This is a genomic window from Leptospira limi (assembly GCF_026151395.1).
In the GTDB taxonomy this organism is placed as follows: Bacteria; Spirochaetota; Leptospiria; order Leptospirales; family Leptospiraceae; genus Leptospira_A; species Leptospira_A limi.
In genome coordinates, this window is sequence record NZ_JAMQPV010000001.1 from 2,417,545 (window position 1) to 2,444,223 (window position 26,679).

At 36.6% G+C, this 26,679-nt stretch carries 24 protein-coding genes; 8 read left to right on the forward strand and 16 right to left on the reverse strand.

Annotated features, from left to right (window positions below):
- Nucleotides 1-10 precede the first annotated feature (10 nt).
- Together ND812_RS11190 and ND812_RS11195 are read right to left on the reverse strand one after the other, a co-directional pair.
- On the reverse strand, nt 11-1,564 hold the full coding sequence (locus tag ND812_RS11190) for a tetratricopeptide repeat protein (protein ID WP_265375512.1): 1,554 nt from the start codon (nt 1,562-1,564) through the stop codon (nt 11-13).
- On the reverse strand, nt 1,561-3,078 hold the full coding sequence (locus ND812_RS11195; RefSeq protein WP_265375513.1) for a PP2C family protein-serine/threonine phosphatase: 1,518 nt from the start codon (nt 3,076-3,078) through the stop codon (nt 1,561-1,563). Before ND812_RS11195 ends, ND812_RS11190 begins: the two co-directional genes overlap by 4 nt.
- Before the next feature lie 72 nt (nt 3,079-3,150).
- Between ND812_RS11195 and ND812_RS11200 the strand changes: the two genes are divergently transcribed.
- Entirely contained in the window at nt 3,151-4,203 is a 1,053-nt protein-coding gene (locus ND812_RS11200) for an LB_137 family protein (RefSeq protein ID WP_265375514.1), read from the forward strand.
- A 12-nt stretch (nt 4,204-4,215) separates the two neighbouring features.
- Here ND812_RS11200 and ND812_RS11205 read toward each other — a convergent pair whose 3' ends face one another.
- The 3 genes from ND812_RS11205 to ND812_RS11215 form a co-directional block, all read right to left on the reverse strand.
- Nucleotides 4,216-5,562, reverse strand: a complete 1,347-nt coding sequence (locus ND812_RS11205) for a PrsW family glutamic-type intramembrane protease (RefSeq protein ID WP_265375515.1) — start codon at nt 5,560-5,562, stop codon at nt 4,216-4,218.
- A gap of 61 nt (nt 5,563-5,623) precedes the next feature.
- Complete coding sequence (locus ND812_RS11210) at nt 5,624-6,826, reverse strand: vWA domain-containing protein (protein WP_265375516.1); 1,203 nt, start codon at nt 6,824-6,826, stop codon at nt 5,624-5,626.
- A gap of 1 nt (nt 6,827) precedes the next feature.
- On the reverse strand, nt 6,828-7,616 hold the full coding sequence (locus ND812_RS11215) for an AAA family ATPase (protein ID WP_265375517.1): 789 nt from the start codon (nt 7,614-7,616) through the stop codon (nt 6,828-6,830).
- A 112-nt stretch (nt 7,617-7,728) separates the two neighbouring features.
- Between ND812_RS11215 and ND812_RS11220 the strand changes: the two genes are divergently transcribed.
- Nucleotides 7,729-9,648 carry a hypothetical protein gene (locus tag ND812_RS11220; protein ID WP_322113664.1) on the forward strand — a complete coding sequence of 640 codons (1,920 nt, stop codon included), beginning with the start codon at nt 7,729-7,731 and terminating at the stop codon, nt 9,646-9,648.
- Nucleotides 9,648-10,358, forward strand: coding sequence for an amidohydrolase (locus ND812_RS11225; RefSeq protein WP_265375519.1), 711 nt, complete (start codon nt 9,648-9,650; stop codon nt 10,356-10,358). The genes ND812_RS11220 and ND812_RS11225 overlap by 1 nt, the downstream gene beginning before the upstream one ends.
- A gap of 120 nt (nt 10,359-10,478) precedes the next feature.
- On the opposite strand, the gene ND812_RS11230 is transcribed toward ND812_RS11225, so the two are convergent.
- The 3 genes from ND812_RS11230 to ND812_RS11240 are packed head-to-tail and all read right to left on the reverse strand — an operon-like array spanning nt 10,479 to nt 13,736.
- Nucleotides 10,479-11,039 (reverse strand): lipoprotein signal peptidase, encoded by a 561-nt coding sequence (locus ND812_RS11230; protein WP_108959137.1) that lies wholly within the window; start codon nt 11,037-11,039, stop codon nt 10,479-10,481.
- A 24-nt stretch (nt 11,040-11,063) separates the two neighbouring features.
- Complete coding sequence (locus ND812_RS11235) at nt 11,064-12,698, reverse strand: ABC1 kinase family protein (RefSeq protein WP_265375520.1); 1,635 nt, start codon at nt 12,696-12,698, stop codon at nt 11,064-11,066.
- Nucleotides 12,699-12,701: 3 nt separating this feature from the next.
- Nucleotides 12,702-13,736 (reverse strand): Gfo/Idh/MocA family protein, encoded by a 1,035-nt coding sequence (locus ND812_RS11240; RefSeq protein WP_265375521.1) that lies wholly within the window; start codon nt 13,734-13,736, stop codon nt 12,702-12,704.
- Nucleotides 13,737-13,787: 51 nt separating this feature from the next.
- Between ND812_RS11240 and ND812_RS11245 the strand changes: the two genes are divergently transcribed.
- Genes ND812_RS11245 through ND812_RS11255 form a run of 3 tightly spaced genes read left to right on the forward strand, consistent with a single transcriptional unit; the run spans nt 13,788 to nt 16,802 of the window.
- Nucleotides 13,788-15,167 carry a UDP-N-acetylmuramoyl-tripeptide--D-alanyl-D-alanine ligase gene (locus ND812_RS11245; RefSeq protein ID WP_265375522.1) on the forward strand — a complete coding sequence of 460 codons (1,380 nt, stop codon included), beginning with the start codon at nt 13,788-13,790 and terminating at the stop codon, nt 15,165-15,167.
- A gap of 30 nt (nt 15,168-15,197) precedes the next feature.
- Nucleotides 15,198-15,695: a 5-(carboxyamino)imidazole ribonucleotide mutase gene (gene purE / locus ND812_RS11250; protein WP_265375523.1), complete on the forward strand. Its 498-nt coding sequence runs from the start codon at nt 15,198-15,200 to the stop codon at nt 15,693-15,695.
- A gap of 9 nt (nt 15,696-15,704) precedes the next feature.
- On the forward strand, nt 15,705-16,802 hold the full coding sequence (locus tag ND812_RS11255) for a 5-(carboxyamino)imidazole ribonucleotide synthase (RefSeq protein WP_265375524.1): 1,098 nt from the start codon (nt 15,705-15,707) through the stop codon (nt 16,800-16,802).
- A gap of 10 nt (nt 16,803-16,812) precedes the next feature.
- On the opposite strand, the gene murC is transcribed toward ND812_RS11255, so the two are convergent.
- Genes murC through rsmH form a run of 7 tightly spaced genes read right to left on the reverse strand, consistent with a single transcriptional unit; the run spans nt 16,813 to nt 24,408 of the window.
- Nucleotides 16,813-18,234 (reverse strand): UDP-N-acetylmuramate--L-alanine ligase, encoded by a 1,422-nt coding sequence (murC, locus tag ND812_RS11260; protein WP_265375525.1) that lies wholly within the window; start codon nt 18,232-18,234, stop codon nt 16,813-16,815.
- A 9-nt stretch (nt 18,235-18,243) separates the two neighbouring features.
- On the reverse strand, nt 18,244-19,329 hold the full coding sequence (locus ND812_RS11265; protein WP_265375526.1) for a UDP-N-acetylglucosamine--N-acetylmuramyl-(pentapeptide) pyrophosphoryl-undecaprenol N-acetylglucosamine transferase: 1,086 nt from the start codon (nt 19,327-19,329) through the stop codon (nt 18,244-18,246).
- Complete coding sequence (locus tag ND812_RS11270) at nt 19,326-20,474, reverse strand: FtsW/RodA/SpoVE family cell cycle protein (RefSeq protein WP_265375527.1); 1,149 nt, start codon at nt 20,472-20,474, stop codon at nt 19,326-19,328. The genes ND812_RS11265 and ND812_RS11270 overlap by 4 nt, the downstream gene beginning before the upstream one ends.
- The gene (mraY, locus tag ND812_RS11275; protein ID WP_265375528.1) at nt 20,474-21,586 is read right to left on the reverse strand and encodes a phospho-N-acetylmuramoyl-pentapeptide-transferase; all 1,113 of its coding nucleotides are present in this window, start codon (nt 21,584-21,586) and stop codon (nt 20,474-20,476) included. The genes ND812_RS11270 and mraY overlap by 1 nt, the downstream gene beginning before the upstream one ends.
- 16 nt (nt 21,587-21,602) lie before the next feature.
- Nucleotides 21,603-23,123, reverse strand: coding sequence for a UDP-N-acetylmuramoyl-L-alanyl-D-glutamate--2,6-diaminopimelate ligase (locus tag ND812_RS11280; protein WP_265375529.1), 1,521 nt, complete (start codon nt 23,121-23,123; stop codon nt 21,603-21,605).
- Nucleotides 23,120-23,476: a hypothetical protein gene (locus tag ND812_RS11285; RefSeq protein ID WP_407658510.1), complete on the reverse strand. Its 357-nt coding sequence runs from the start codon at nt 23,474-23,476 to the stop codon at nt 23,120-23,122. The genes ND812_RS11280 and ND812_RS11285 overlap by 4 nt, the downstream gene beginning before the upstream one ends.
- Entirely contained in the window at nt 23,464-24,408 is a 945-nt protein-coding gene (rsmH, locus tag ND812_RS11290) for a 16S rRNA (cytosine(1402)-N(4))-methyltransferase RsmH (RefSeq protein ID WP_265375531.1), read from the reverse strand. Before rsmH ends, ND812_RS11285 begins: the two co-directional genes overlap by 13 nt.
- Nucleotides 24,409-24,480: 72 nt before the next feature.
- On the opposite strand from rsmH, the gene ND812_RS11295 reads away from it, so the two are divergent.
- Complete coding sequence (locus ND812_RS11295; RefSeq protein WP_265357891.1) at nt 24,481-24,996, forward strand: HIT family protein; 516 nt, start codon at nt 24,481-24,483, stop codon at nt 24,994-24,996.
- A 5-nt stretch (nt 24,997-25,001) separates the two neighbouring features.
- Here the strand turns inward: ND812_RS11295 and ND812_RS11300 are convergent, their stop codons facing one another.
- Nucleotides 25,002-25,862 (reverse strand): CheR family methyltransferase, encoded by an 861-nt coding sequence (locus ND812_RS11300; RefSeq protein ID WP_108959275.1) that lies wholly within the window; start codon nt 25,860-25,862, stop codon nt 25,002-25,004.
- A 70-nt stretch (nt 25,863-25,932) separates the two neighbouring features.
- Here ND812_RS11300 and ND812_RS11305 point away from each other — a divergent pair, with 70 nt between their 5' ends.
- Nucleotides 25,933-26,679, forward strand: coding sequence for a menaquinone biosynthetic enzyme MqnA/MqnD family protein (locus tag ND812_RS11305; protein ID WP_265375532.1), 747 nt, complete (start codon nt 25,933-25,935; stop codon nt 26,677-26,679).

The window sequence follows — 26,679 nt, forward strand, 5'->3', positions numbered from 1 at the left end:
CCAGGTCATTCTAGAGCCGAAAGTACCTAACATCGGCTTTAGTAACAGGATTTTCAGCATCCTTAGACAATACCCAATCTCCACTTTGATTCTGGATCCATTTTGAGGACTCACCTGCAATTCCATTGTTAGTTCCAATTTTGATTTTCCCTTTTTTGGGTTGGCTTGATTGGACAGACACAATCAAATCATAGGGCAAATTCAAACCAAAACTTCCTAATTTCAGACTTGCTAAGTTCCCTTCAATGAGGACTTCATCACAGACAACTTCCCTACCATCTCTTAACTTCACTTTTAATTTGAGAGGGACATTTGCGTCTTTATTTTGAGAAAGATTCTTTGGTGGATCTTCCGCTTTTTTTTCCGTTGTAGGACTCGTTTCTGGAACGAGTGGTAGTTTTTCCTCTGAAACAACTAATGCTAATCTTTTAGTTTCTTGTTTGGAATCCTCTAACGAAAGTTTGATTTCGTCTTTGATTTGATTGAGTTCAGTTGTTTCCTCTTTTGACAAATTGGATGAATTTTCTGTTTTTAGGATTTTTTCAATGATGACTGGTTTAAGAACTAAACTTTTTCCTTCTTCAATATTCTCGGCAGCTTTGGTATCACCCAATTTGGTTGCTTCTTCTTTAGAAAAGGCAACTAATGATTTGTTCTCTTGGTAAAAATTTCCAATCAGGAGTAACCTTCGATTGGCACGAATAGCCACTTCTTTATTTTCCTTTTGTTTCACCAATTGGATGTATTCTTTTACTGCATTGGAAGTTTTTCCCAGTTCTTCCATGGAACGTGCTTTAATGTAAGACTGGTCATTGGTGAGAGAAGGTAAACTTTCTAATGTTCTAAGTGTTTCTTCATAATCTCCACTTTGGAAAAGCGAATATGCCAATTCTTCTGGCGATTTCTTTTTAGATTTTAGTTCTTCCTTTTTCTTTTGTCCGTCTTCTAGAAAACTGATAAGAAGTGCTGCGTTTTCTGCGTAATGTGATCCAGGAAATAAATCAATTGCTTTATTGAGTTTTACAAACGCTTTATCACGGTCTCCCATCATCACTAAACAATAACCATGGTGTAATAATGCAAAAGCCATCTCATCTGATAAAGTAGAGGTAATAGACTCTTCTAGTTCTTGGTATTTTTTAGAAGCAATTGGATATTTCCTCGTTCTCTCCATATAAAAAGCAAACTGCAATCGTATGATAGTTTTTTGTTGTTCTTCTAGTTCGAGAGGGGATTTTAAATTGAGAAAACGAACTGAATTGATGACATACAATCCAAATTTATCTTTCCAGCTCACCTTAAGATCTAATCCTTCCGTTTCTGAGTTCATGATCCCAGATTCAAGGATATTCACTTTGACTTCCGTCATATAGTCATCTTTTGATAAAAACATTTGTTTTAAACGTTCACGCAGAGTTTGCGATGAAAGTTCATAATTCATCAATTGGTCTCTTAAGATTCCAAATCTTAATTCTTGTAATTTAACACTAACAATGGCTTCTGATGCCATCGCAAAAAATAAGAATAAAAATCCAAATAAAGAAAAAAAGAAAAACTTTTTCATTCTGGTACATCAAGGACTAACATGGTAACATCATCCTTATACTCTTCATGTTTTTCATCAAGAAGTGCCATCGCCTTCTCTACGATTTCCGCATTGGATAAATGAATATTTTCTAAAACAACTTCAGTAAAACGATCTAAACCGAACAAACCACCTTCTTTGATTGGTGTTTCCACAACCCCATCCGTATAAAGTATGATTTTATCACCTGGTTCTACAGGAAAGGATTCAAGGGAATACTGAATGTCGTCTCCCATACCAAGTGGTGGACCAGAACTGTCGACAAATCGGACTTCTTTTGTAGATGGTCGTATGATAAAGGGTGCATTATGACCTGCGTTTACAAATTTAACTACACCTGGTTCATCAAAAACCACAAATACTCCTGTAGCAAAGAAGGACGCTTGGAGTCGATTTGCTATCACTTCACCTAACGAGTTAATTGCGTGGATAGGAGCTGGATTTTCTTTCATAATGGATTGAATTGACATGGCCATTACAACTGTTACTAGCGCTGCGGAAACTCCATGTCCCGATGCATCTGCCAAAAAAAATCCATAAAAGTTTTGTTCTGGAATTTGAAAGTATTGGTACAAATCTCCAGAAACCTCTCGCATAGGACGGTATAATTTTCCGATATTGAATTTTTTGAATTTCTTAACTGAAGGTAAAAAGAGTTCCTGAACTTCTTTTCCAATTTGGAGTTCTTGGTTAATTTCTTGGTTTAAGCGAGTAATCGTTGTTACCTTATTTTGAATCTCTTCTGCCATTTGGTTAAATGACTTACCTAAACTATCAAGTTCGTCATCACTTTTGAATTTCCAATTGACCCTTGATTCCAAATTACCAGTTGCCATATCCTTAGATGCAATTTCCAAATCACCAACACGTTTGAAGATCGCTCGATACACAAGGATTGCAAAAATGATATGAAACAGAACTCCCCAAATGACAGCATAACCGACTTGGATGTAGAGTTGTTTCAATCTGTCTTGGATGCTTGAAATATTAAAATGTGTGTATAAAAAGACTTCCCTTCCATCGGAGAGCCGAATTGGTAAAAGAAAATCCACAGTAAAATCAGACTCATTTAGGTCCAAACTGTATCTTGCTTTGAATAAATTCCCTTCTTTATCCGCGGAAACTTCCTTCGTTTTTTTGAGAACGGAATCAGGAATGGTTAGATTTGTAGAGTTTGACTCAGGTTCAGCTTGTAGGATTTTTCCATCGGCATCAAAGATCGAAAAATTGTTAATTTCATACAGTTTGAGAGTTTTCCGGAAAACTTCAAAATTTTCATCTCTTTCACTCGAAAGTCCAATGGTCTGGATGTCGGTGAGGATGGTATTGGCTAAATTTTCCGATTGGAATTGGAAGTTTTTTAGGAGTAAATCTGACTGGTTTTCGAAGATCATCACCGTAAAAAAGATGATATTAAGGAAGGCTAAGAGAGAATAAAAGAGTCCAATCTTAAAGCGTAAGGAATTAGTCGTTTTGATTTTGCTTTTGTTCACGGCAATTACTAGTATTGTCGATAATTAAGTGATAGAAATCTATCACAAAATTGAGAATTTCCATTGGTTTTAATGATCCACATAGCAAAGATTCGTAAGATTAAACTGGCCCTTTTTTTTCTTGGATCAGTACTTTTCGGAATGGATCTGTTTGCTGACAAAATCCGATTAAAATCGGGGGAAGTACTGAATGGAAAAGTCCAAAACGTAACCCCGACCCATGTGGAATGGATTGACCAAGGAAAACGTTATAAGTTCTCCAACGAAGATGTGTTAGGAATTGATGTTGGTTATGATGGCCTCCCTGCTTGTGCTGATTACAAAACATTTGGGGTGGAAGATTGTGATCTAATTCTCACCAGGCTTACAAAAACAAATGCTAGTTTTTCCAAAAAAAGTAGTCCCTTAGAATTGGAAATAATTCCCATTCGGAAAATCACAACACTCAAAATCCAAAGAGAATCTGGTCTTCCAGTCGATCGTTACATCCAATTCGGTGCTAAAGGAAAATGGGTATTTGGCAACAAAGAAATCTTCGGTACTTACAAATCCATCGACCGAGGGAGGATGAATTTTGAAACAGAAGAAAAAAAAATAGAATCAGCCGATGCACTCGATTTTGAATCCTTTGAATACCAAAACAAATCGGTCATTGCCAAAGTGATTAAAGAGGAAACTCCAAAGGTAATTCCTGGATATGCATCCATTTCTGAAAAAAAATATAGTAAAGCTGCTATTTTATTTGGAACCGCTTTTCTTTCCGGTATTGGAATGGCGTATGAGTACAATATGTCCGTGAAAGCAATCAACCAAGACATTGAATACATACCTACTGGAGACGGACGTGTATTCTTATTTGCGAATACTATTGGTAATGATCGTTATGATTTCCACAGGCAAAGGTTTACTATTTACGGAGTGGTCTTCGCATCCATATTGACATATAGTTTTATCGATAGTTTTTATTTAGGACAAAGAGAATCAAATAAAGAAAGTTCACAAGCGGTGTATTTAAAACCAATGTTTGACTACAAACCAAGCTCAATTTACAACCAAATGAATGTGTATTCGCAAAAACCAAATGAGTTTTTACAATATGGTTTTAGTTTTGAATCTAAATTTTGAGTCCTAAATCTCTTATACTTGAACTTTTCTAAGAAATAAGTTTTTTATGTTTTGTTTGAAGCGAAAGTAGTTCCATTTTAATAAAAATGCAAATGGAATGGAATCAAGTTGGCACATCACTCCACAATTCCCTTCTTCATTTTCCCGACTCCAAAGGACTTTTCCGTCCAATCCCGAAAAACAATTGAGTCCTAACCATAAATCAAAACTAGCTTTTGTATTCTTTTCATAGTTTTGTGAGGTTGGTAAATAAAACAAATTGGCTTTGATATGAAAAATTGCTGAATTTTCTTCCTTGTTCCCAACATGCATATCAACGGAACTAAACAATGGTACAGCAAGCATTCGATCCCTAAAAAAATAGGGATTTAAAATTCCTGCAAAGAAAAACATCAAAGCAAGAACAATTGGATACATTACAAAAAGAGCAAAATAATCTTGTACAGCTAAGTCTGGAAATTTTCTACCAATCCATTCAGGTGCATCGTATAACAAATAAATTGAAAGGATCCCCGGTACTAAAAAGAAAATGGTCAAAATAGTATGCCGTAAGTTTGGGTACTGGAATAAACGAATGCCTGATGTGGAAATGTGTTTTTGGACATTTTGTATCCATCCTTCGTGACGATTGTGTCGACTTAAGATTTCATACTCTTCCATACTCATATCCATCAATTTTAAAATATGGCCTGGAACGAGAATCCTTGATTTTGCGATCGTGATCTCCAATAAAAAAAACAATGCCAATATACAAATGGGTAATATGAGAAGGAGATCAATTTCTTGGAAAAGGGAAAGATTGTATAACCCGTGAAAAAAAACGCAGACAAAAAATCCAGTGAACAAATTCCCCCACTTAAAAACGGGATTTTTATGAAAGAGAAACATCATCGTAAAAGCACCAACGAGTCCTCCATTCATCATATGAATGGGAAGTGCCGTGATGGATCGTAATACTTGGGACCAAAGACCAGTGTTGATAAAATAGAGTATATTTTCAACTAACCCAAATCCTCCTCCCAAAACCAATCCATAAAAGATTCCATCTGTTACAGTGAACTCATCTTGGTTTTTGCTAAAGAAAAGATAAATGCCAAGTAACTTCGCAAACTCTTCCACGAAGGAAGATAGAAAAAAGGAATTCCAAAGGGGTCCTCCATTCGGTAACAACTGCAAAAACATTGCTTGTAACCCAATGGCAATCCCCGCGCTAAATAAGGAAAAAGCTAGAGCTGTGTACTGTAAAAATCCTTCTGTAAAACGATAGAAATGGAAGCGATAAAACGAATAATAAAAAGCAAGCGTACAAAGATTAATGAGAAAAATGACCAGACTTGGAATGGAGATATGAATGGACATTTACTCTAATTAACGACAAATACAAAGAGGAAAATGAATCAAATCTGGCGGATTCTTTTCCTCAAACCAAATGTTTGACAGCTTTTCTGAGACCTTCAATCGTGAGTGGAAACATCGGAACAACATCTTCGATGGCCTCAATGGTAGGTGCTCCCCAAAATCGTTTAGGTTCTGGGTTTAGCCAAACAGAATCGGGGAAATAACCAACCAGTTCCTTCAAACATTCCAAACCACTCTTTGCTTTTTTTTCCTTTTCTTCTTTTGAGTGGGAATGATACGCATACACATTGTAAGGTGTTCCCATGAGTTCGTAAGGAGCCATGTATGCATCCCCTACAAAAATTAGTTTTGTATTTTTCCTATACTTTTCTTCAAAATGTTTTAAGGAAATCCGTGATTGGAATTCGTGATTGGCATATAGGAATTCGTGAAAGATATTATGGAAAAAATAATTATGTACTTCTTTAAAGTGATACAAACCTCTGCTGGCACTGAATAATTTACTTACCCTGTCAGAATGTGGGGTCATACTCCCACCAATGTCCATAATGAGGACAAGCCTAAGGGAATTTTTTCTTTCTCGTTCTTCTACAAGTTCAATTTCTCCACCATTTTCACAAGTTTTGTCAATGGTTTTGTCAACATGGAGTTCTCGTTTTCCTTCCTTTTTCAAAAACCGAAGTTCCTTTAGGGCTAATTGGATGGAACGAGTGTCTAAAATTTCATCTTCCCGATAGGCTTTGTACTTTCGTTCATTCCAAAGGCTAACACCAGACCTGTTCCCTTCTCCCTCTGTATTGCCACCTATCGATAGACCATTGGGGTTATATCCAGAATTTCCAAAAGGACTTGTCCCAGAAGTTCCAACCCACTTACTTCCGCCATCATGCCGTTCTTTTTGTTCGGCGAGTCGTTTTTTTAATTCTTCAATGACCTCTTCCATACTGAGGTTAGGTGCATTTTGTTTTTGTTCTTCCGAGAGATCTTTTGGAATATTTTCTTCTAACCATTCCATAAGGACATCACGAAACTGAATCCTTTGTTCCTTCCAACTTCCAAATGTTTTTCCAAAAGCTAAATCATAGGAATCATAGTGTTTTAAATCTTTTGCAAAATTAAGCCTTCCCACTCGGTACAACTGCTCGATGGAAATATAACCTGTGGGGTCAGTGAGTTTACGTATACTTTCTAAAAATGCGATGAGTTCTCCTGTGGAACAAGGGACTGTTTCTCTACGCAAGTTATAGAAAAAATCGAGGAACATATTAGTTTAAGTACACCCTGTAATCATCTTCCGATTTGAATAAAGTTCCGGCAAAGGGGATTTTATTCGATTCCAATGTTTCTCCGGAAATAAGTAAAACTTGGATCCAATCCAATAATTCACTGGTTGATGGTTTTTTTCGGAGACTTTCTATTTTACGAATGGAATAAAACATGGCGAGTGCTTTTTCCATAAATTCTGTTTCAATGGAAGGATAATGGGCTTTGATGATTTCCTTCATCGACTCTCGTTTGGGAAATTCTATATAATGGAAAATACAACGACGTAAAAAAGCATCTGGAAGTTCTTTTTCATTATTGGAAGTGATGATGACAATCGGACGTTCCTTGGCTACAATGTGTTCTTTGGTTTCTGGGATAAAAAATTCCATTTTATCAAGTTCGAGTAACAAATCATTTGGGAATTCAATGTCCGCCTTATCGATTTCATCAATGAGGACCACAGACTTTTTTGGATGTAGGAACGCTTCCCCAAGAGCACCAAGTCGAATGTAGTTTCTAACTTCCCTTACCCGGTTCATTGCTTCTTCATCAGGGAAACGAGAGTCATTGAGCCTGGAAACCGCATCGTAAAAATACAATCCTTCTTTGGCAAGGCTCGTTGATTTGATATGCCATCGGTAAAAAGGGAGATTCTTGGTTTCGGCAAGGAAACTTGCGAGTAGGGTTTTTCCTGTTCCAGGTTCCCCTTTCAAAAGGAGAGGACGTTTTGTGATCTCTGCCACTTGTACTGCTTCTTTTAAATCATCTGATAGGATATAATCTGCCATAGTCTTTCCTTTTGGACTCCAATCTTTTTCGAAAAACGGGGGAATCTACTAAAAATTGCTTTTTGAAAGAAATTGGGTTCCCATATTGAGAAACTGGAACGATAATAAATATATGGGCGATTTCGATAATACCAAGAGGGCCATTGGCGTAGGAAAACTGGACGATTCTCAACGAAAGGATATGTTCAATAAGTTTAAGAGCGCTGGTGGAGAAGTCATCAAAGAGAAAACACCTCCAAAAGATGATGACAATAAAAAAACTCGTCCAGAACCAAAACTGAGACAAAGCACTGTATCTCGTGGCAATGAGGACAGTCGCCAAGGAAACCGCGGTGGTGGCAGCGGAGGGAGTCCTTCCAAACAGGACTCGACGAATACGAAATCACAACTTGATTCCAAAGCTCAATTTGAAAAAGAAATCAGTAGTTTTTCTGCAAGATTTTCGATCAAATTAAAATGTTGGTTAGCAAGAGTCACATCCTTTGGGTCAAGTGACCTAACACCTAAATTCATGCATGATTTTTCGATCCGTGGTAAACAAGCACTGATTGAACTCCAATACAGTGGAAATGAATTACTCGCAAACCAACAATACTCACCTCAACTCAGTAAAGCCCTTGATCGAATAAACCCATTACTCATCGAACTTTTAGCAATGGGCCAAAAATTATACAATGGCCCAGAACTGACAGATATCACTGAGCCGATCATGACAGCTCCTGAATCGCCTGTTGCCATTGAACGAGTCAGAAACCAAATTTATTCTTTGTTTAAAAGAATGTACATTCTTTATCCATACCAAGAAACTTTAAAAAAATCATTTTCGCAAGCTTATGACGAATTACAGAAGTTAGAAGGGAAACCTGCTTTAATCTATGCGAACAAAAAACGAAAAGTTTTGCAAGAAATAGACACCTTATTTGAAGGATTTTTTGATCGTTTGTATCTAGTTGTCCTTCGTGCTGAAAACAAGAATATCCCGCTTATTTCTCGTTATATGGAAAATCTTCTGGGGATTACTCCTGAAGACAAACCAGGTCAAAGAAAGTCTGGTGAAAATGTTCCAGGTGGAAAACAATTAGAAACAAAAGAAGATAAGGAAGCAGAAAACGCAAAGAAGGAAGAGGATAAAAAGGAAGAAGAAGTTCCTTTATCAAAAGAAGAAGCCTATGGATTACGTTTGATGCAAATGTATTCAATACCAAAGTTGCGTAAAAAATTTGATCCAAAAAATGAATACGCAAACATCCCAGATGCGGATAAAGCACTTCTTGCCCTATTCTACTTTTACGAATTTGATGATGAATATTCCTTTGTAATGACTACCAAAAAAATTGATATCAAACCTGGATCGGTAAACGGTGTAAAGGTGGATTATCGTCAAAAGATGTTGGATATTTATGAAAGTACAAGAACCATCATCGACCAATTTCGAATTTACCATGACATACTAAGAGAATTAGAAAAACACAAAGCAAATCCGGGTGCAAATTACATCGAAGCATCTAAAAAACTAACTGGAATCGAACAAAAACGGACCGGACAATCCAGAACCGTTAGGATGGCCATTAAGGATTTTAGCTTAAAATCAAGAGATTCCCTTCTCACCCTTATCAAAGACATGAAGGGGAAAAAGGAAATTGTAGCAAATATGAATGATATATTGACTTTGGATTCGATGGAGTCGCGAAAACGACTCAATAAAAAACCGGTCAAACAATGTATCATGGAAGCTTATTGTTACTTACTTGCTTTGCATGACCGTATTGACACAGGGGATCTATTTGGAGGCCTAGTCGAACTGACTCCTGAACAAATGAAATCTTCTTTTGGAGTGGAGTTAGAAACCGCGAAAGAAACTAATTCCCCAGATGCAAGTGAATTGGAGAATGAATCCGAACCAGGAAACGTGGAAGTTCAAAATACAGGCATTGACTCAACAACTACTGAGTCTGACCTTGAAGAAACAAATGAAGACAGTATTGATGACCTTTCTGATGATGACATTTTACCAAAAGGAAACCCTTTTTAATGGCAGTCATAAAAATCGCAATTTATCAAAAGAATCTGCATAAAAGGTTCACCCATGAAGAAATTATAAAAATCCAACAAAGTAAGGCACATTTTTTAATCCTCCCTGAAGGTTACCCACACCTATTTCAAAGTGTTTCTCCCAAAGATGGAACAAAGCACGAAAAAGAATACCAAGATCATATCTTAGAAATCTCTGAGAAATTTTCAGGTGTGATCCTTGGTGGTAGCCACTACCGAAATAATGAAAATGGAAAACTGGTGGCTGCATTACCAATCGTCCAATCACTTGTATTAGTTGATTTTTATGAGAAAAAAACACCAAACCAAACTGTAGACATTGAAGTGAAAGAAGGTGTAACGGAGTCCATTTTCATTATGGGTGGTCTTCGTTTTGGTTTATTATTAGGTGAAGATATGCAAAACAAATCCATTTGGGATGAATTCAAAAAGGAAAATATTGAAATTATTTTCCATTTGGATTCCGCAAATCCCAATCGGACTTATGAAGAAGATTTAAGTCATTACGAAAACCTTGCAAAAGAGAGAAACATCCATTTGATCCGTGTTTGTGGACCTACTGATGGAAAACCAGCAAGAAGTTTGTATGCATCTCCCTCAGGAATCAATTGGAAAGTGGGAAAAATTGAAGAAGATAAAGATGTTTTTAAAACTTTATCTGTCAATGTGATGAGAAGTTATTTATTGTAAATTACCAATCGGTGATATTCTCTCGAAAAAAAAGCCAATCGATAATTTGTAACCATTTCAGAAGGAGTATTGTTTTACAACCTTCTTAGATAGTTACATACGTTCCTTACAGGAATTGGATTATTTTTTATCCAATTCCTTCCAATCCATTGTAAATAATAAAATCACAATACCGATGGAAACACAAGAATCGGCTACATTAAACGCAGGCCATCTATCAAAGAGTAAAAAATCTGGCCATTCAAAGTCCAAAAAGTCGACAACACCGATGAATTCGATTCCAGGTTTTTCAGGGCTAAATCCAAATCGAAATCCCGTTCCAGGAATTTTGACAAAAAATTTATCTAAAAAATTGCCAAAGGCGCCTGCCATCACAAAATTCCAACCCCAAACATTTCCAAGATCAGAATTTTGCCACCGATAAAAGATTAAAAAAACAATCGCAAATCCAGTTGCGAATAAAGAAGGCAAAGCATTGTCTTGGAATAATCCAAACACAAATCCTGTATTAAAAGTAAGTGATAATCTAAAAAAATCACCTAACACAGGAATACTTTCATGTGCATACATCTTTGTAATGATGATATATTTAGTGAGTAAATCTAAAAAAAGTCCAAAGGCCACAAATGCCAAATAACCAGGTTTAAAAACAGAAAAAAATGGAGTGTTAGGTAATTTCATACTGAGGTTCGTTCTTTTTTACGTTTATTTTAGTTTCCAGAAACTTAGACTGGATTTTGCAAGCGACCAGAAACTAAGTCCTGATAGTATATAAAATATTATGCTTGGTTCTTTCCATAATTTTTCCGCATAATGCATTCCAAAATAGAAAAATAATGTACCTAAAATTCCAAAAGTGAGAATTTCTCTAAGTTTTAGTTCAGCCCATTTATGATCTTCCTTAGGCTGAAATTCACCTCGATTCCATTTGTAGAAAAAATCGTTTAGTTCTTTTGGTAAAGAAAACAAACTCGTAAGAAACTCTTCCCCTTCATCCCGCCAAAGTTTCTTAAAACTACTTCCTTTGAGTACGATCTGTGAAAATGGTTTTTCCGCATATTCAATCATGGAACGTGTTGGATCCAAATAGGAAAAATTTCCGAGCAGTAATGCTAAAACTCGATGTAAACTTAGGAAATTTGGTGGTAGTTTTAAGCTGGCTAACAATTGTTTTAAGCTAACTTGGATTTCTTTTAAAAAACGGAGATCATCACCTGGACGTAATGTATCTAAACTTAAATTTCTAAAATGGTTTGTATCAGCTAAAATTCGTTTTAGTTTTTCCAATGAATATTTAACAATTTTGGTGAGTTCTTCTTTCGATAAGGATTCTGTGACGGCACCTAATTCATACATGGACTCGGCGACTAAATGGTAATCTTTCCGCATTGCTCCCACTAAGATTCGCTCGAGGATTTGTGTTTCTTCTTCGGAGATTGACTGAACGGCACCAAAATCGATTAAGCACAATTCTCCCGTTTCCATAAAAATCAAGTTTCCTGGATGAGGATCTGCATGAAAAAAACGATACTCAAACACCATTAAGATATAAGCTTTGATTAATTTTTCCAGATTTGGATTCCGTTTGGAATAAAGAGGTTCACCTTCTAATTCAGTAATCTTTTTTCCTTCTATAAATTCTGTGACTAATGTATGCCGACCACAGAGTTCCTCAATGGGATTTGGAATGTAGAAATCTTTTTCTAAAGCAAACATTTGTTTGAGGATTTTTAAATTCTTTAATTCGGTTCTAAGATCCAATTCAGCATGAATCATGGATTGTAATTGGTCGATTACCTCTTTCCCTGATATTTTGATAACAAAACGATCAATGATCCATACAACTCTAGAAATCGTTTTTAGGTCCGACTTGGCTGTCTCTTCTATCCCTGGGTATAATGTTTTAATTGCTACTTTTTTGTTTTGGTAAGTTCCGATATGGACTTGCGCTGTGGAGGCACTCGCATAAGATTCCTTGTCCAATGTTTCAAATAACTCCGACATTGATTTTCCAAAATCTAACTCCCAACGCTCATTGATTTCAATAAAGTCTCTTGGAGGGATTTTATCTTGAAGGTCTTGTAATTCCCAAAGGAATTCTTCCGGCAAAATATGAAACAAGTTACTGACAAATTGACCAATTTTAATGTACACTCCACCTAATTGGAAGAATAAGTTTTTAGTTTCGATCCCTTTCTTTTTTAAAAACAAAATCCGTATTGTTTCATATTTCTCTTTTGAGGATATTTTTTTGAACCATTTCGTAAGATAAAGATACTGAAGGTATGTTTTGAAAACAAATGAATATATAGATACTGATCGATTCTTGTTTGGTTTCATGATTTAGTGCCTATATATAGATTCAATACTTTCTAAAATTTGGATATTTTCTGACAATGTTCCTTCCATATGGTTTGATTCACCATGAATGACGGATTGGATTTCTTTATATATTCCCAAAAACGCATTTGAAGTTTCTGGCTTTGGAAACTGTTTTGGTTGGTATGATTGGAGGCTTTGGAATCCTTTATACAATTTAGAAGTTGCTGATTGGAAAAACTGAAAACCATCATTTGAACATATGATACGATGTGAACTTGTATGGATATCGATTTCAAATTGGAAATAATCTCTGCCTCCAGATACATCTAACACAATTTCAACATTTGGTTTCGACTCAAAACATGCATACGCCCTTGTTTCGACCATTCCTTTTTTTTGTCTTTCCATTTTCGCAAAAATGAGTTTTGGTTTTCCAACTAACCAATGGATAAGGTCCATCGCATGCGTTCCATCGTGGAGTAATGGCCCACCACCAAACTTTGAGAATGCGATTCCTGGATTTTTTGCTGACGTGAAAACGGAGGCCCGAATCGATTTTAATATTCCAAAATTGCCTTTTTTTAATTCATCCCTTACAAAACGATAACTTGGATGGTATCTCCTTTCATGGTTGATCCATACCCTTGCTTTTTTTGACTTTGCCAAAGTTGCAATCGATTTTGCTCCGTTTTTGGACATGGCGACTGGTTTTTCTATCAGGAGGTTTTTTATACCCAGTTGTAAACATTCCTTCGCATACAATTCATGGGTATGGCTCGGGGTTGCAATGATGGCTAAATCAATGGACAAAGAATTGTTTTGCTTGAGGGAACCTGGAAATTCTGTTTCTGACTTAGTTTTCCATTGGTTTTGGAATTCGAAACAAACATCAGGACTCGTATCAAAACCAGACAGAAATTCAAATTGGCTTTTCCCCCAATCAGACATGAGTACACCCATATGAGTGCATGGTTTTTTTCGAAATGGGTCCTTTTCCAACTTGGATGCGATTCGACCAAGACCAATGAGAATCGTTTTGATTTTAGTTGGTTTCATGTAAGTTTTTCTTTAAAATCTTTCTTTCTTGGAGAATCTGGCTTAGAAGCTATGATCGCACCATTTGAATATTCCCTGTCAACTATTCTTAGTTTGTTTTCGATGAAACCAGATTGGGAGAATCCAAAGAATCCAAAATTTCGATGGATTTCTACCTCATCTAGGGAAATCAAAAAGGACTCACTTTTTGTCCCCCTTCGAGCCGAACGTGATGGCCATCAATTCATTGCAGACGCTTTAAAAGCGGGAGCATCTGGATTCTTATGTGAGAAAAATCATCCCATTCTCAAATCACTATCCAAAGAAGACCAAAAAAAAGCAATTCTAGTCAAAGATACCTTGGTTGCACTAGGAAAACTTTCAAATTACCATAGAAATCGATTTAATCCGACCATCCTTGCCATCACTGGTTCCTCAGGTAAAACAACCACAAAAGATCTATTAGGTGCACTTTTCTCTTATTTGGATTCTAAATCGATTGTGATTACAGAAAAAAATTACAATAATGAAATTGGTGTTCCCTTTACACTCTTTCGAATCACAGAACTGACTAGAGTTGTTATCTGTGAAATGGGTATGAACCACCGAGGAGAAATTGAACGATTATCAAAAATTGCGGAACCGACTCATGCTTTAATCACCAACATTGGTTCAGCCCATATTGAAAACTTAAAATCCAGAGAAAATATTGCAGAAGAAAAATCAGATATCATCTTAGGGTTACGGGATTCGGGTGTACTCTTTGTACCAGATGATTTGGATTTTTTAGATCGTATCAAACAAAAGTCAAAAAAACTAAATGCAAAGTTGATTGTTTGGAAACACACAAAAAATCCGGAACTAAAAATCAAATCCATTGAAAAGAATGGATTCCATTTACAATGGAAAAATGAATCCATCCATTGGAAAATTCCTGGTTCCAAACTTCTCAGTAATGTACGTGGGATGATCGCTGTTGGTTCTTATTTTGGAATCTCAGATTTTCAAATGAAACGGGCGATCCAAACTTATAAAAGTCCCAACAAACGACTGAACATCAAAAAAGGGTATTATACCATCATCGATGACAGTTATAATGCAAATCCAGAGTCTGTTCTATCAAGTATAGATGCAAGTGTGCAGTATGCCCAAGGAAAGGAAATTGTTTGGGTTTTGGGGACGATGAAGGAACTTGGAAAGTTCTCTAAATATTACCATGAAAAAGTTGGTAAAGAATTGGAAAAAATCAGGAAAGGAACCTTGCTGACATTAGGTGAAGATACAATTCCAATGGTAAAACAATGTTCTCGTGGAAGATATTTTCAAGATAAACAAGGGATCATTTCTTTTATCAAAAATGAGGTTCCGAAAGGTGCAGTGATTTTAATCAAAGGATCTAGGTCCATGAAAATGGAAGAAATTACCGCAGAACTTGAATCATTTAAGGGTTGATTGCGAAATAGGTTTTTTTAGATTCAACGTATGACAAACCTTGTGCCAAAAGTTGCAGTGATAATGGGATCCTATTCTGATTGGGATACCATGAAGGAAACTTGTGAAATCCTCACTGAATTTGGTATTCCATTTGAGAAGGAAATTGTTTCTGCTCACCGTTCTCCAGAAAGAATGTTTGAATTTGCGAAAAATGCAAAGGCAAATGGATTTGGAGTCATCATTGCAGGAGCTGGAGGTGCAGCTCACCTTCCAGGAATGACTGCTTCACTCACCACCTTACCTGTATTAGGTGTGCCGATTTTATCAAAAGCCTTAAATGGAATGGATAGTTTACTTTCCATTGTTCAAATGCCAAAAGGAGTTCCAGTGGGAACACTCGCCATTGGAACCAGTGGTGCAGCAAATGCAGGTTTACTTGCTGTCCGTATCCTTTCTCTACTCGATCCGAAACTTTCTAAAAAACTTGAAGAATATGCAAATACAAATCGGATCTCTGCACTTTCAAAAAATGACCAACTGCTTTAGGAAATAAAAATGAAAATTGGTGTGCTGGGTTCGGGCCAGTTAGGGCAAATGATGTGTTTGGAAACAATTCCTTTGGGTCATGAGTTTTATTGTTATTCACCTGATCTAAACTCTCCTTCGAAAAAAGTTGGTGCACGGGAGACTGTTGCTTCTTACGAATCATCTGATCACTTAAAAAAATTTTTGAAAACAATTGATGTATTAAGTTTTGAATTTGAAAATATTCCAAAAACAACTCTGGAATTTCTAAAACAACAAAAAGATACTCCTGTTTATCCGCCAGCCCAAGCTCTCATCATTGCACAAGATCGTTTTTTAGAAAAATCGCATTTCAGAAAACTTGGATTTCATACCGCTGAATTTTTTCATTTAACGAAAGACAGTTCTAAATTTGACGTATCATTTCCTTTTCCATGGATCATCAAAACTTTGCGTTTTGGTTATGATGGCAAAGGACAAGTGAAAATCCAAAACCTAACTGATTACAAAGGTTTTTTAGAGAAGGCCTTCCAAAACGAAGATTCCGAATACTTGATTGAAGAAGTCATTCCGTTTCAAAAGGAAATCAGCATCATCTTAACTCGTTTTCAAAATGGAGACATTGTTTGTTATGGTGCCGTTGAAAATGAACACAAACATCATATTTTAGATCTATCAATTTTTCCTGCAAGGATCCCCGTTGCTCTCAATTTAGAATCGATCGAACTTGCTTCAAAACTTGCGGAATCATTACAGTATGTAGGAACGATGGGTGTTGAATTTTTTGTAAAGGACAATTTATTGTATTTAAATGAATTTGCTCCTCGGCCACATAACACTGGTCACTATACACAAGATTGCCAAAGTTTTTCTCAATTTTACTTGCATGTGCAGGCAATTTCAGGAAACACTCCACCAACAGATGTGAGACCAAAACCCACTTTAATGAAAAACATATTGGGTAACCAGTATGAAGAAAGTTTGGAAATCACAAAGGAACTCTTAAAAGACGATCGATACCGTTTGCACTTGTATGGAAAAGAAGAAGCAAAACCAGGAAGGAAAATGGGTCATATGAATTTTAAGGGAACACTGGAAGAAGTAAATCCCCTATTCCATGAGTTATAATCAAAAATTCCTATTTTTGTCCATTTAATAACTGAATTCCCCAATCTCTAACGTTTCCTGCTCCCAAACAGAGAAGTAAATCACCTTTATTCAATTTAGATTGGATTTCCATTAAATCTTCTCCTATGAAACCAGGCAAAAGAACTGTTTTTGTTTTGTCTAAAAACGGTAAAAAACTCATCGAAGAAATCCCTTCAATTGGAGTTTCACCAGCAGAATAAATGGGAAGTAGATACAAAAAATCTGCTCCCATTAATGATTCAGCTAGATCATTTAACAATAATTTGGTTCTAGTGTAACGATGTGGCTGGAATACAACATGAAGTTTCCCGTTTGCCTTATTTTTTTCTTTTAGTGATTGGATCACCATTCGGATTTCTGTTGGATGATGCCCATAATCATCGATGACAGTGACACCATTCCAAAATCCTAGAATTTCTTGCCTTCGTTTCACTCCAATATATCGAGAAAGGATTTCAATCGACTTTAAAGGAGTAATTCCTAATTTTAAAGCACAAGTGAGAGCGACAAGTCCATTCGTTAAATAATGGATACCTGGATAAGGTAAAGTAAGTGAATATTTTTCATTTTCGAAACCAAAGTACAAACAATCGGAAGAGATTTCATATTCAATCACAGTGATTTGCGATGGGTAGTTAGATACAAAATATTGAAACCATTCTTCGGAAGTTTGTTCTTTTGTCAAAAGGAGACTCAGGTGAAATTCTTTATCAAAAACAATCCTTTTAAAATTGGATTTTAAGACGGATGTGATACCTGGGTCACTTGCAAACAGAACAACTTCTCCTGGAACATCAAATCCCATATATGTTAGGAATGCTTGTTCCAGTTTTTCTCGGGTGTGATAGTAATCCAAATGATCATTATCGATATTCGTAAGCAGACGAAAATTGGCTTTGTGTTTTAAGAATGTACCATCTGATTCATCTGATTCATAAACTGCGTATTTACCTGTTCCAATTTTACCTCCTCTTTTTTGTAGCAAACTAGTATCACCACCAATCATGATTGTTGGATTTAGACCCATTTCTGTTAAAATTTGAGATACCATCGTTGTTGTAGAAGTTTTACCATGACTACCAGCGACGGAAATGGATTTTTGATTGGAAACAAGTAAGTGCATAAATTCAGATCGATGTTTCAAAGGAATGTTCTGTTCTTTGATACGATTGAATACTTCTTTGTGTTTGTCATTGATGGCAGAACTATAGACAACCATCCGAATTCCATTCAATGGAATTTCTTCAATGGAATGGTACAAAACCACCCCGCGTTCTTTTAAATAATCAGTACTATCAGAATTTTTTTGATCGTATCCAATGACTGGGATTTCTAAATCGAGTGCCATATGAGCTAAACTCGACATTCCACTACCACCAATTCCTAAAAATAAGATAGGTCCTTTTATCATTTGCCAGGCCTACTTAGTTTCCGAAAAAAAATACGAAACAGTTTGGTAAGCCGCATTCACGTTGGAAAGTGCCAAACTGACATGACCCATTTCTCGTAACACTTCTGAATGATCCTTCCAGGATAATAGAAATTTTACCAATTGTGTTGGATCATCACTCGTTGAATGAATGGTGACTGCTGCACCTTCTTTCTCAAGATAATTGGCATTTGCTTTTTGGTGGTTATCAGCCGCAAAAGGATATGGGATTAAAATCATAGGCAAACCAAAAACCAAACACTCGGCAACAACACCGGCACCTGACCTTGCAACAACCAAATTTGCCCACTCATAATTTGGTTTCATGTCATTGGCATACGAAATAATCTCTGTGTCATCATTTGCTTTTTTCTTTGTTTCGTCATAAAGGTTTGTTCCAGTTAACAAACGAAATTTATACTTACTAGCAATTTCAGTATTTTCCATCGCCTTAAGGATCATTTGGTTAAGTTGTCTAGCACCTTGTGATCCACCTAACACGAGAACATTGATTGTGTTTTTTTTGCCTTCATGTAAGTTTTCATTTTGACGGATGTTTAGATGTTCTGGAACAACTCGTTTTCGAATCGGATTTCCAATGATTTTCCCTGGGATATTAAATTCTTCTACGATTGGAAAACTAAAGGCAATTTTTTTGGCAAATTTTGCAAATACACGAGTGATTTTTCCGGGAACACAATTTTGCTCACAAAGATACAAAGGTTTTCTAAAAAGGATGGCATATAGAATCGCTGGTAAACTGGAATACCCACCCATACCGATGACTGCATTTATCTGTAACCTTCTGAATACAAAGGTGGTTTTGATAAAGGGTATAATGAATAAAATTGGATAAACAATTGTTTTGATTCCACCCAATTGGGGGATATTATGCCAAATTACTTCACAAGGGGGATTTAGAAGGTCTGGATTGTTTTGGTTTCGGACAAGTGAATGGATGTAAACAGATTCAAAACCAATCACATTTATTTTTTCACTTAGTATCTCCGCGAGTGCTACTCCAGGTGAGATATGCCCACCGGTTCCACCTGCTGCAATCAATATCGATCCATTCATACGACCAAATTCTCTTTACACGTAATGTTGGCAAGAATTCCGAAGAGGATAAAAATTGTAAGTAAGGAAGAACCACCATAACTTAAGAAAGGAAGAGAAATTCCCGTCACAGGAACAATTCCAGTGATCACAAATAAATTTAAAATGGTTTGGAATCCAAATAAAATGAGAATGCCTGCACCTAAGAAATAGCCCAATTTATCTTTGGTCTTTTGTAAGAGTAAAAAAACTCGAACCGTCAAAAACAAAACAACGAATAGGAAAAAACAAAATCCAACAAAACCAAAATCTTCCACATAAGAAGACAATACAAAATCTGTATGACTGTATGCTAAATACCGATGAGCATACCCTGTACCAATCGCTTTTCCGCTGGTTCCACCATCAAAAAATGCACGAAAACTGGTGACCAATTGGTGCCCTTCATCAAACCGAAATTTATAAGGATCGAGCCATATCTCGAGTCGTTTTTTACGATAACCCACTTGTGTTACAAGTACAACTAAAAGTGGAATCACTGATGCACCTAAAATAAACAAACGTTTCATTGGGAAACCAGCTAACAATACAAAGAAAAAAAGAACAAGTAACAGCTCAACTGTCGTACCAAATGCAGGTTCAATGACTATTAGGAGTAAAGTTAAAAAGATAACAACCAAGGAAGTGATCTTTTTTTGATCCCATTTGATTTTTTTAAAATCAAAATTGTAAAAGAAATAAGATGCAAACAGTAAAATACTAATCTTCGCAAATTCAGAAGGTTGGATTTGGAATCCGGCGATTTGTATCCAACGGTTAAAACTACGTCCATAACTGGTTCCTACAGACTTACCCAATCCAGGTATGAAAACGGCTACCAGCAATAGTAAACTAATTAGAGAAAAAACAAAAGACCACTTAACTAAAAACTGGTATGGAATTTGGCAGAAAATTAGAAATAAGAATAATCCTACTGCACCCCATAACAATTGTTTTCTTAAGTAATAATAGGAATCAGAAAACTCTCTTTCGGCTGGAATCACAGAAGCACTGAACATCACAATGATTCCCATTCCAAATAGTAAAAACATGAAAAATAACATTGGCCCATCAAAACGAGACGAACCAAATCGCAATAAATTTCGTATGGAACGAAATATTTCCATTATTGAATTTTTAAAGTTGAGAGTGTGATGATGGCAAGAATGATCCCAATGATCCAAAATCGGATGACCACTTTCTCTTCTGACCAACCGGAGAGTTCAAAATGATGGTGGAGAGGAGCCATTTTAAAAATTCGTTTTCCAGTTAACTTAAATGATCCTACTTGTAGAATCACACTGACCGCTTCAGCCACAAAAATTCCGCCAAGGATCACAAGTAAAATTTCCTTCTTTAACATAATGGCCACAAGACCGAGGGTTGAACCTAAAAACAAAGATCCTGTATCACCCATAAACACCTGTGCGGGATGGCAATTGAACCATAAAAAACCAAGTAAAGCACCTGAGAGTCCAGCAAGGAAAACAGAGTATTCGTGAGAACCTGGTAAATAAGGTATGTGCAAATAATTGGCAGCAGAAGGAGTGCCTGATACGTACGAAATCAAGGCAAAAGTGGCAGTTGAAATGACAACTGTTCCAGAAGCCAATCCATCTAAACCATCTGTCAAATTTACCGCATGAGAACTACCAATTAACACCAGTATTGCGAAAGGAACAGCTAAAAGACCCAAATTCCATACTGGACCCTTAACAAAAGGTAAAAATATATCAGTGATTGTGAAAATGATTCCTCTTTGTGGGTTTGTATTCGATTTACCAGTATAATAAAAGTATAAAGTAGTGATTGTAACTGCAAAAAGGATAGTCACAACAAATTTGGTTCTTGCTCTCATCCCACCTTTGATTTTTTTTACAGACTTCATATAATCATCTGTAAACCCAAGTCCAGCAAATAGTATGGCAGAGATTAAAAGTAAAATAACGTTTAAATTGGACAAATTTCCCCATAACAATGTTGAGATGGTTAATGATAATATCATAATCAATCCACCCATTGTAGGTGTTCCTGATTTGGTTGCATGGGACTGCGGCCCATCATTTCTCACGGACTCACGAAATTTTAAGGACAATAAAAAAGAAATGAGTGATTTTCCAAAGATAAAAGTGATAAACATAGACGTAAGCCCAGCCATCATTGCTCGCAGAGTTACATAACTAAAAACTCTTAAAAAACCATAATCATTGCCAAATGTTTCGTAAATCCATTGGAACATACTCTTTCCTCTATCGTTAGGTGTTTAAATTTAAAAACGCATTTTCTATTTCTTCAAAATCAACGAACTTAATTTTCTCTTTTCCGAGAATTTGATAAGTCTCGTGACCTTTGCCTGCGACAACCAAAATTCCATCCTTTTCTAACAAGGAAACTGCTCGCCTAATTGCAGTGCTTCGGTCTGTAATTTTTTCATACCGTTTGAAACCACGTGAAAAACCTGCTTCAATCTCATCGAGAATTGTTTCGGGATTTTCGGTTCTTGGGTTGTCAGATGTTAAAATGACAAAATCAGCAAGGGTTTCGGCAATTTTTGCCATTTGTGGACGTTTTGTTCGGTCACGATCACCACCACAACCAAACAAACAAATGATTTGTTTCGGTCGAATTTCTACACAACTCTTTAAGATATTCTCCAATGCATCTGGTGTATGTGCATAATCTACTACAGCTATGCGAGACTTGTCTGGGTAAGGAACGACATGAAAACGACCAGGAACTGTAGGGATTGTTTCAACAGCCTTTACTACATCGTCCCATGGAAATCCAAGTTCGTATGCAATGGACATTGCAAAAGCTGTATTAAAAACATTAAAATTACCTAGTAGGTTTGTATGAACCGTTCTCACCTCGACAAAAGGAAGGTTTTTTTCCTTTTTATGAAATCTGTATTCACTTCCCAGTAACGAAAGTTTTGTGTTACTATAATGAAATTCTCCAGATTTTCCTAGGATATAGATGGGTGATTTTAAATTAGCTTCTCTTATCCTTTGGATCATCTTGTCACCAAAGGATACATCTCCAGCCACAAGACCGAATTTATTTTTTACCGATGACTGTTCGAGTAATTGGAAGATTTTAAATTTACTTTCAAAGTAATCATCCATACTTTCATGAAAGTCTAAATGGTCCTGGGTTAAATTCGTAAATCCTGCACAAGTAATTTCAAGACCTGAAACCCTTCCTAATTTTAAACCATGGCTACTCATCTCCATGAAAACATATTCCACACCTTCTTCAACCATCTCTTTGAGTAATAAGTTAAGAGATGATGCATCTGGTGTTGTATAACCCGATTCTAAAACACGATCTAAAATTTGAATTTGCACAGTCCCAATGAGAGCAACTTTTTTACCTAATTGTTTCGCAATATGAAACAAAATGAAAGTTAAGGAAGTTTTTCCATTTGTACCTGTGATCCCTATGATTTTTAATTTTTTGGAAGGACAACCCAGAAGTAAGGATGCCAATTTCCCATGGACATCACCTAACTGTTCTTCCGATTCCAATACTGTGGAAAATAAACTGAGACCCTTTAGTTTTAAATGTCGTTTGGAAACCAAAACCACTTGGCATCCCAACTCGTGAGCCATTTTTAAATAAGATTCTAATACATCATCACTACCCATAGGGAGGACAAAAATATCATTGGGAGTCAGTTTACGACTGTCAGCCCAAACATAGTGAACTTCAATGTTACCCTCTCCTCTTATAAGTTTAATCTCTGGAATTTTTTTTAGGATATCAATGAGTTTCATGGATTTGATTTCGAGGGTGATTCAGGAATCGGTGGAAGTTCAATTGTAACGGTTCGATTGCCAAGACTGATGGGTAAAAATTGATAGGTCCTTCTGTATAAAGTTTCGATTCGTTCTGCTGAGGTATACGATACAATTCCAATTTTTAATTCATCATTTTTTCGCTTTAACTCTTCTTTTGTGGTAGTCCTTTCATGGATAAATCTTTGTAATCTGGCTTTTTCCAATCCTTGCCAAACATGGAAGAAAAAAAATCCTAAAAATGGGAATAATAAAACGAATCCATGGAGAGGCTCCAAAAATTCGAAAACCATTTTGGGGAATGATTTGAATGATAAGGTCATTTTTCCCATCTACTTTCTTTTATCGGTTCAATTTTTCGAAGACCTCTTAATTTTGCTGACCGAGAGGCTCTGTTTTCTTTGATTTCCTGGTCCGTTGGTAAGATCGGTTTTTTAGTAAGGATTTCGAATTCGTTTGTTGCTTTTAAGTCTCGGAATGTCCATTTCACAATTCTATCTTCCAAAGAATGGAATGAAATACAAGTAAGAACACCCCCCAATTGTAGGCAGTTTGCAAGTGTTCGAATTCCCTTTTCTGCATGGATTAACTCTTCGTTTACTTCAATTCGTAACGCTTGGAAAATACGAGTCGCAGGATGTGATTCTTTTGGCCAAAATTTTCTAGGGATCGATGCTTCCACGAGTTTCACAAGGTCAGTGTTTGTTTCGAATTTTTTTTTGTGTCTCGACTGTACGATGTTATTTGCGATTTTTAGGGCCCAACGTTCTTCTCCGTATTCCCAAAATACCTTTTTTAAATGTAGAACAGAACTATAATTCACAACATCGGCAGCTGTTTTTTGGCCTACTTGTGGTTCGAGGCGCATATCCAAAGGTTCTTCGTTTTTAAAGGTAAACCCTCTCCCTGAATGTAGAAAATGGAAAAGTGAAACTCCTAAATCTACGAGAGCTCCGTCGAGCCCAAAACACCCAACTTCTTCCAGTAAAGTACTGTCCACTTCTGAAAAATTCATCTGGAATGAGTGTACCCGATCTAAAGAGCCAAATTCCTTTTGGATTTCTTTTTTTGCCCGTTCTAACATGACAGCATCACGGTCAATGAGAATGAGTTTTGCTTCTGGAAAGGTTTTTAAGATCAGTTTGGAATGACCACCCTCTCCAGCTGTCCCATCCAAAAACCACATTGGTTTTGGATTTTGTGCCAGTTGTAATAAGGAAATGACTTCGTTCGGAAGGACCGGTATGTGGGGAGATTCTAACACTGTTACTTTCTTACTGTATAGCTGTCAAAATCCTTGCAATCCTTTAATCCTTCTCTGAGATTGAAAGTATCCATGAGTTCCTATGAAGAACATTCCCTACGAAAAAACCTCTTTAGCGTTGGCAAATTAGGTTATGCCAAAGGGGACAGACCCAATGTGGAATGTATCCTTTGTGGAGTCAGAGACAAAAACGAAATCGTCCCCAACTTAACCATTGCGGAAACGGATCTCTCCATCGTATCCATCAATTTATTTCCGTACAATCCTGGACATATCATCATATTCCCAAAACGCCATATCATCAGTTATTTGGAACTTACGAATGAAGAGGCTTTGGACATCCACGTTCTCACCCAAAAAACCATGAGGATTTTAGAAAAACAATGGAAGGTACAAGGTTTTAACACTGGATACAACCTTGGAAAAAACAGCGGAGGATCCATCCCTCATATCCATGAGCATATTGTGCCTAGGTTTCCCAATGAAGCAGGATTTTTAGATGTTCTCTCCAATACAAGGATTGTCATCTATGAACCCTACCAAATGTGGGAAGACCTAAAAACTCTTTGGTCGAAGGAAGAAACGTAAACCCCTTACACTTTTTTCTGGTAAATGGTATGACCCAAAAATTTGAATTGGTCGGAGATTCCAAACATTGTCTCGGAATGTCCTAAAATCAAATACCCTTTTGGTTTTAAACTGACTTCAAAATTCTGGAACAAGGTTTTTTGTGTTGGTTTGTCAAAATAAATCACAACATTCCGACAAAAAATTAAGTCGAGTTTATCTGTGATGGGAAAAGGAAAATGCAATAGGTTAATTTGACGAAAGTCAACCAGTGCCTTTAAGTGAGGTTTTACTTCATAAAACACATGGTCTTTTTCGGTGAATTGGTTGAAGTGTTTTTTCTTCAGTGTTTCGGATACAGGTTCCAATCGATCATCCCGGTACACACCTTTTTTAGCAGTGGTGAGAACTTGGGTATCAATGTCTGATGCATAAATTTTACAATTCCAACCAGGTTTGTTTTGGAAATAATCATACACCGTGATTGCGATCGAATAAGGTTCCTCTCCTGTGGAGGATGCAGAACACCAGATACGTAAGGTTTTTGATGCCCCTGTTTCAGCGGCTTCTTTTTCCAACTGAGGGAAATAATCATTTTTTAAAAATTCAAAATGGTGGTTCTCACGAAAAAAATCAGTTTTATTCGTTGTTATGCGATTAATGAGTTCTTGCATCTCTTGGGTCGCAAAATTTTGATCCATTTTGAGTTTTGCCACATAGTCCTCAAAACTTTGGATCCCGAGTGTACGTAACCTTGCGTTGAGTCTGGACTGCACCATGATTTTTTTGTGTGGAGCAAGGAAAATTCCTGCTTGTTTGTACACTAAATTTTTGATGAATTCAAACTCGGCATCACCGATTGTGTTTAAAGATGTTCGAAAGTCCAATTTGCCCTCACGAAGATTCAACAGAGTTTTTTGATTCTGACAAGTTGTTTTTTCCAATGGAGGTAGCTTCTTGAAGATTGGTATCGTAAAACACCTAAATGCACGCCCACTTACCCTCTATTTTGAAAAGTCCCCTGAATTTACCCCTGTGTATGAGAATCCAAGTGTGCTCATAGAACTACTCAAACAGGGAGAACTCGACTGTGCCCTTGTTTCTTCTATTGAATGTGAACGAAACAAGGACCAATTTGATTACACAAAAATTGTAGGAGTTTGTGCACGTGACGTTGTTCGTTCTGTTTTGTTCTTTCAAAATCAAACAGAACCTGGGATTCCCAATGTAGTTTATACAGATAAAGGTTCCAGGTCCAGTGTTTGCCTATTACAATGTTTATTCTATTTGGAGTATGGTAAAAAAATCGAAGTGATCCCTACCGATGCGATGGAAATTTCCAAAATGATGGATTCAGGGATTGGTTCCCATTTATTATTTGGAGACCATGCTCTTTTGCAAATTCCAATCAATGGATACCAAGCCATTGACCTTGCCGAGTGGTGGAATCGAATCACTGGACATTATTTTTGTTTTGCGTTTTGGGCTTATCCAAAGGGAAAAGAATGGGACAACCAAATCTTTTTAAAAGCACTTGAGTATGGACTGAAAGAACTTCCAACCATCATCAGTGAAGAAAAACGCCTTCCCATCGCCATAACAGAGCGTTATCTCAAACAAGAATTACACTATATTCCTGAGAAAAAAAATTTAGATGGGTTTGCCTTATTCATTGAAACCGCAAAAGGATTGGGACTACTCTAA

What these genes read in the sequence shown, in the direction of transcription:
- ND812_RS11190 (WP_265375512.1), bottom strand. Translation starts at nt 1,564, where the DNA reads ATGAAAAAGTTTTTCTTTTTTTCTTTATTTGGATTTTTATTCTTATTT.
- ND812_RS11200 (WP_265375514.1), top strand. Translation starts at nt 3,151, where the DNA reads ATGATCCACATAGCAAAGATTCGTAAGATTAAACTGGCCCTTTTTTTT.
- ND812_RS11205 (WP_265375515.1), bottom strand. Translation starts at nt 5,562, where the DNA reads ATGTCCATTCATATCTCCATTCCAAGTCTGGTCATTTTTCTCATTAAT.
- ND812_RS11210 (WP_265375516.1), bottom strand. Translation starts at nt 6,826, where the DNA reads ATGTTCCTCGATTTTTTCTATAACTTGCGTAGAGAAACAGTCCCTTGT.
- ND812_RS11215 (WP_265375517.1), bottom strand. Translation starts at nt 7,616, where the DNA reads ATGGCAGATTATATCCTATCAGATGATTTAAAAGAAGCAGTACAAGTG.
- ND812_RS11220 (WP_322113664.1), top strand. Translation starts at nt 7,729, where the DNA reads ATGGGCGATTTCGATAATACCAAGAGGGCCATTGGCGTAGGAAAACTG.
- ND812_RS11225 (WP_265375519.1), top strand. Translation starts at nt 9,648, where the DNA reads ATGGCAGTCATAAAAATCGCAATTTATCAAAAGAATCTGCATAAAAGG.
- ND812_RS11230 (WP_108959137.1), bottom strand. Translation starts at nt 11,039, where the DNA reads ATGAAATTACCTAACACTCCATTTTTTTCTGTTTTTAAACCTGGTTAT.
- ND812_RS11235 (WP_265375520.1), bottom strand. Translation starts at nt 12,698, where the DNA reads ATGAAACCAAACAAGAATCGATCAGTATCTATATATTCATTTGTTTTC.
- ND812_RS11240 (WP_265375521.1), bottom strand. Translation starts at nt 13,736, where the DNA reads ATGAAACCAACTAAAATCAAAACGATTCTCATTGGTCTTGGTCGAATC.
- ND812_RS11245 (WP_265375522.1), top strand. Translation starts at nt 13,788, where the DNA reads ATGATCGCACCATTTGAATATTCCCTGTCAACTATTCTTAGTTTGTTT.
- purE (WP_265375523.1), top strand. Translation starts at nt 15,198, where the DNA reads ATGACAAACCTTGTGCCAAAAGTTGCAGTGATAATGGGATCCTATTCT.
- ND812_RS11255 (WP_265375524.1), top strand. Translation starts at nt 15,705, where the DNA reads ATGAAAATTGGTGTGCTGGGTTCGGGCCAGTTAGGGCAAATGATGTGT.
- murC (WP_265375525.1), bottom strand. Translation starts at nt 18,234, where the DNA reads ATGATAAAAGGACCTATCTTATTTTTAGGAATTGGTGGTAGTGGAATG.
- ND812_RS11265 (WP_265375526.1), bottom strand. Translation starts at nt 19,329, where the DNA reads ATGAATGGATCGATATTGATTGCAGCAGGTGGAACCGGTGGGCATATC.
- ND812_RS11270 (WP_265375527.1), bottom strand. Translation starts at nt 20,474, where the DNA reads ATGGAAATATTTCGTTCCATACGAAATTTATTGCGATTTGGTTCGTCT.
- mraY (WP_265375528.1), bottom strand. Translation starts at nt 21,586, where the DNA reads ATGTTCCAATGGATTTACGAAACATTTGGCAATGATTATGGTTTTTTA.
- ND812_RS11280 (WP_265375529.1), bottom strand. Translation starts at nt 23,123, where the DNA reads ATGAAACTCATTGATATCCTAAAAAAAATTCCAGAGATTAAACTTATA.
- ND812_RS11285 (WP_407658510.1), bottom strand. Translation starts at nt 23,476, where the DNA reads ATGGGAAAAATGACCTTATCATTCAAATCATTCCCCAAAATGGTTTTC.
- ND812_RS11295 (WP_265357891.1), top strand. Translation starts at nt 24,481, where the DNA reads ATGAGTTCCTATGAAGAACATTCCCTACGAAAAAACCTCTTTAGCGTT.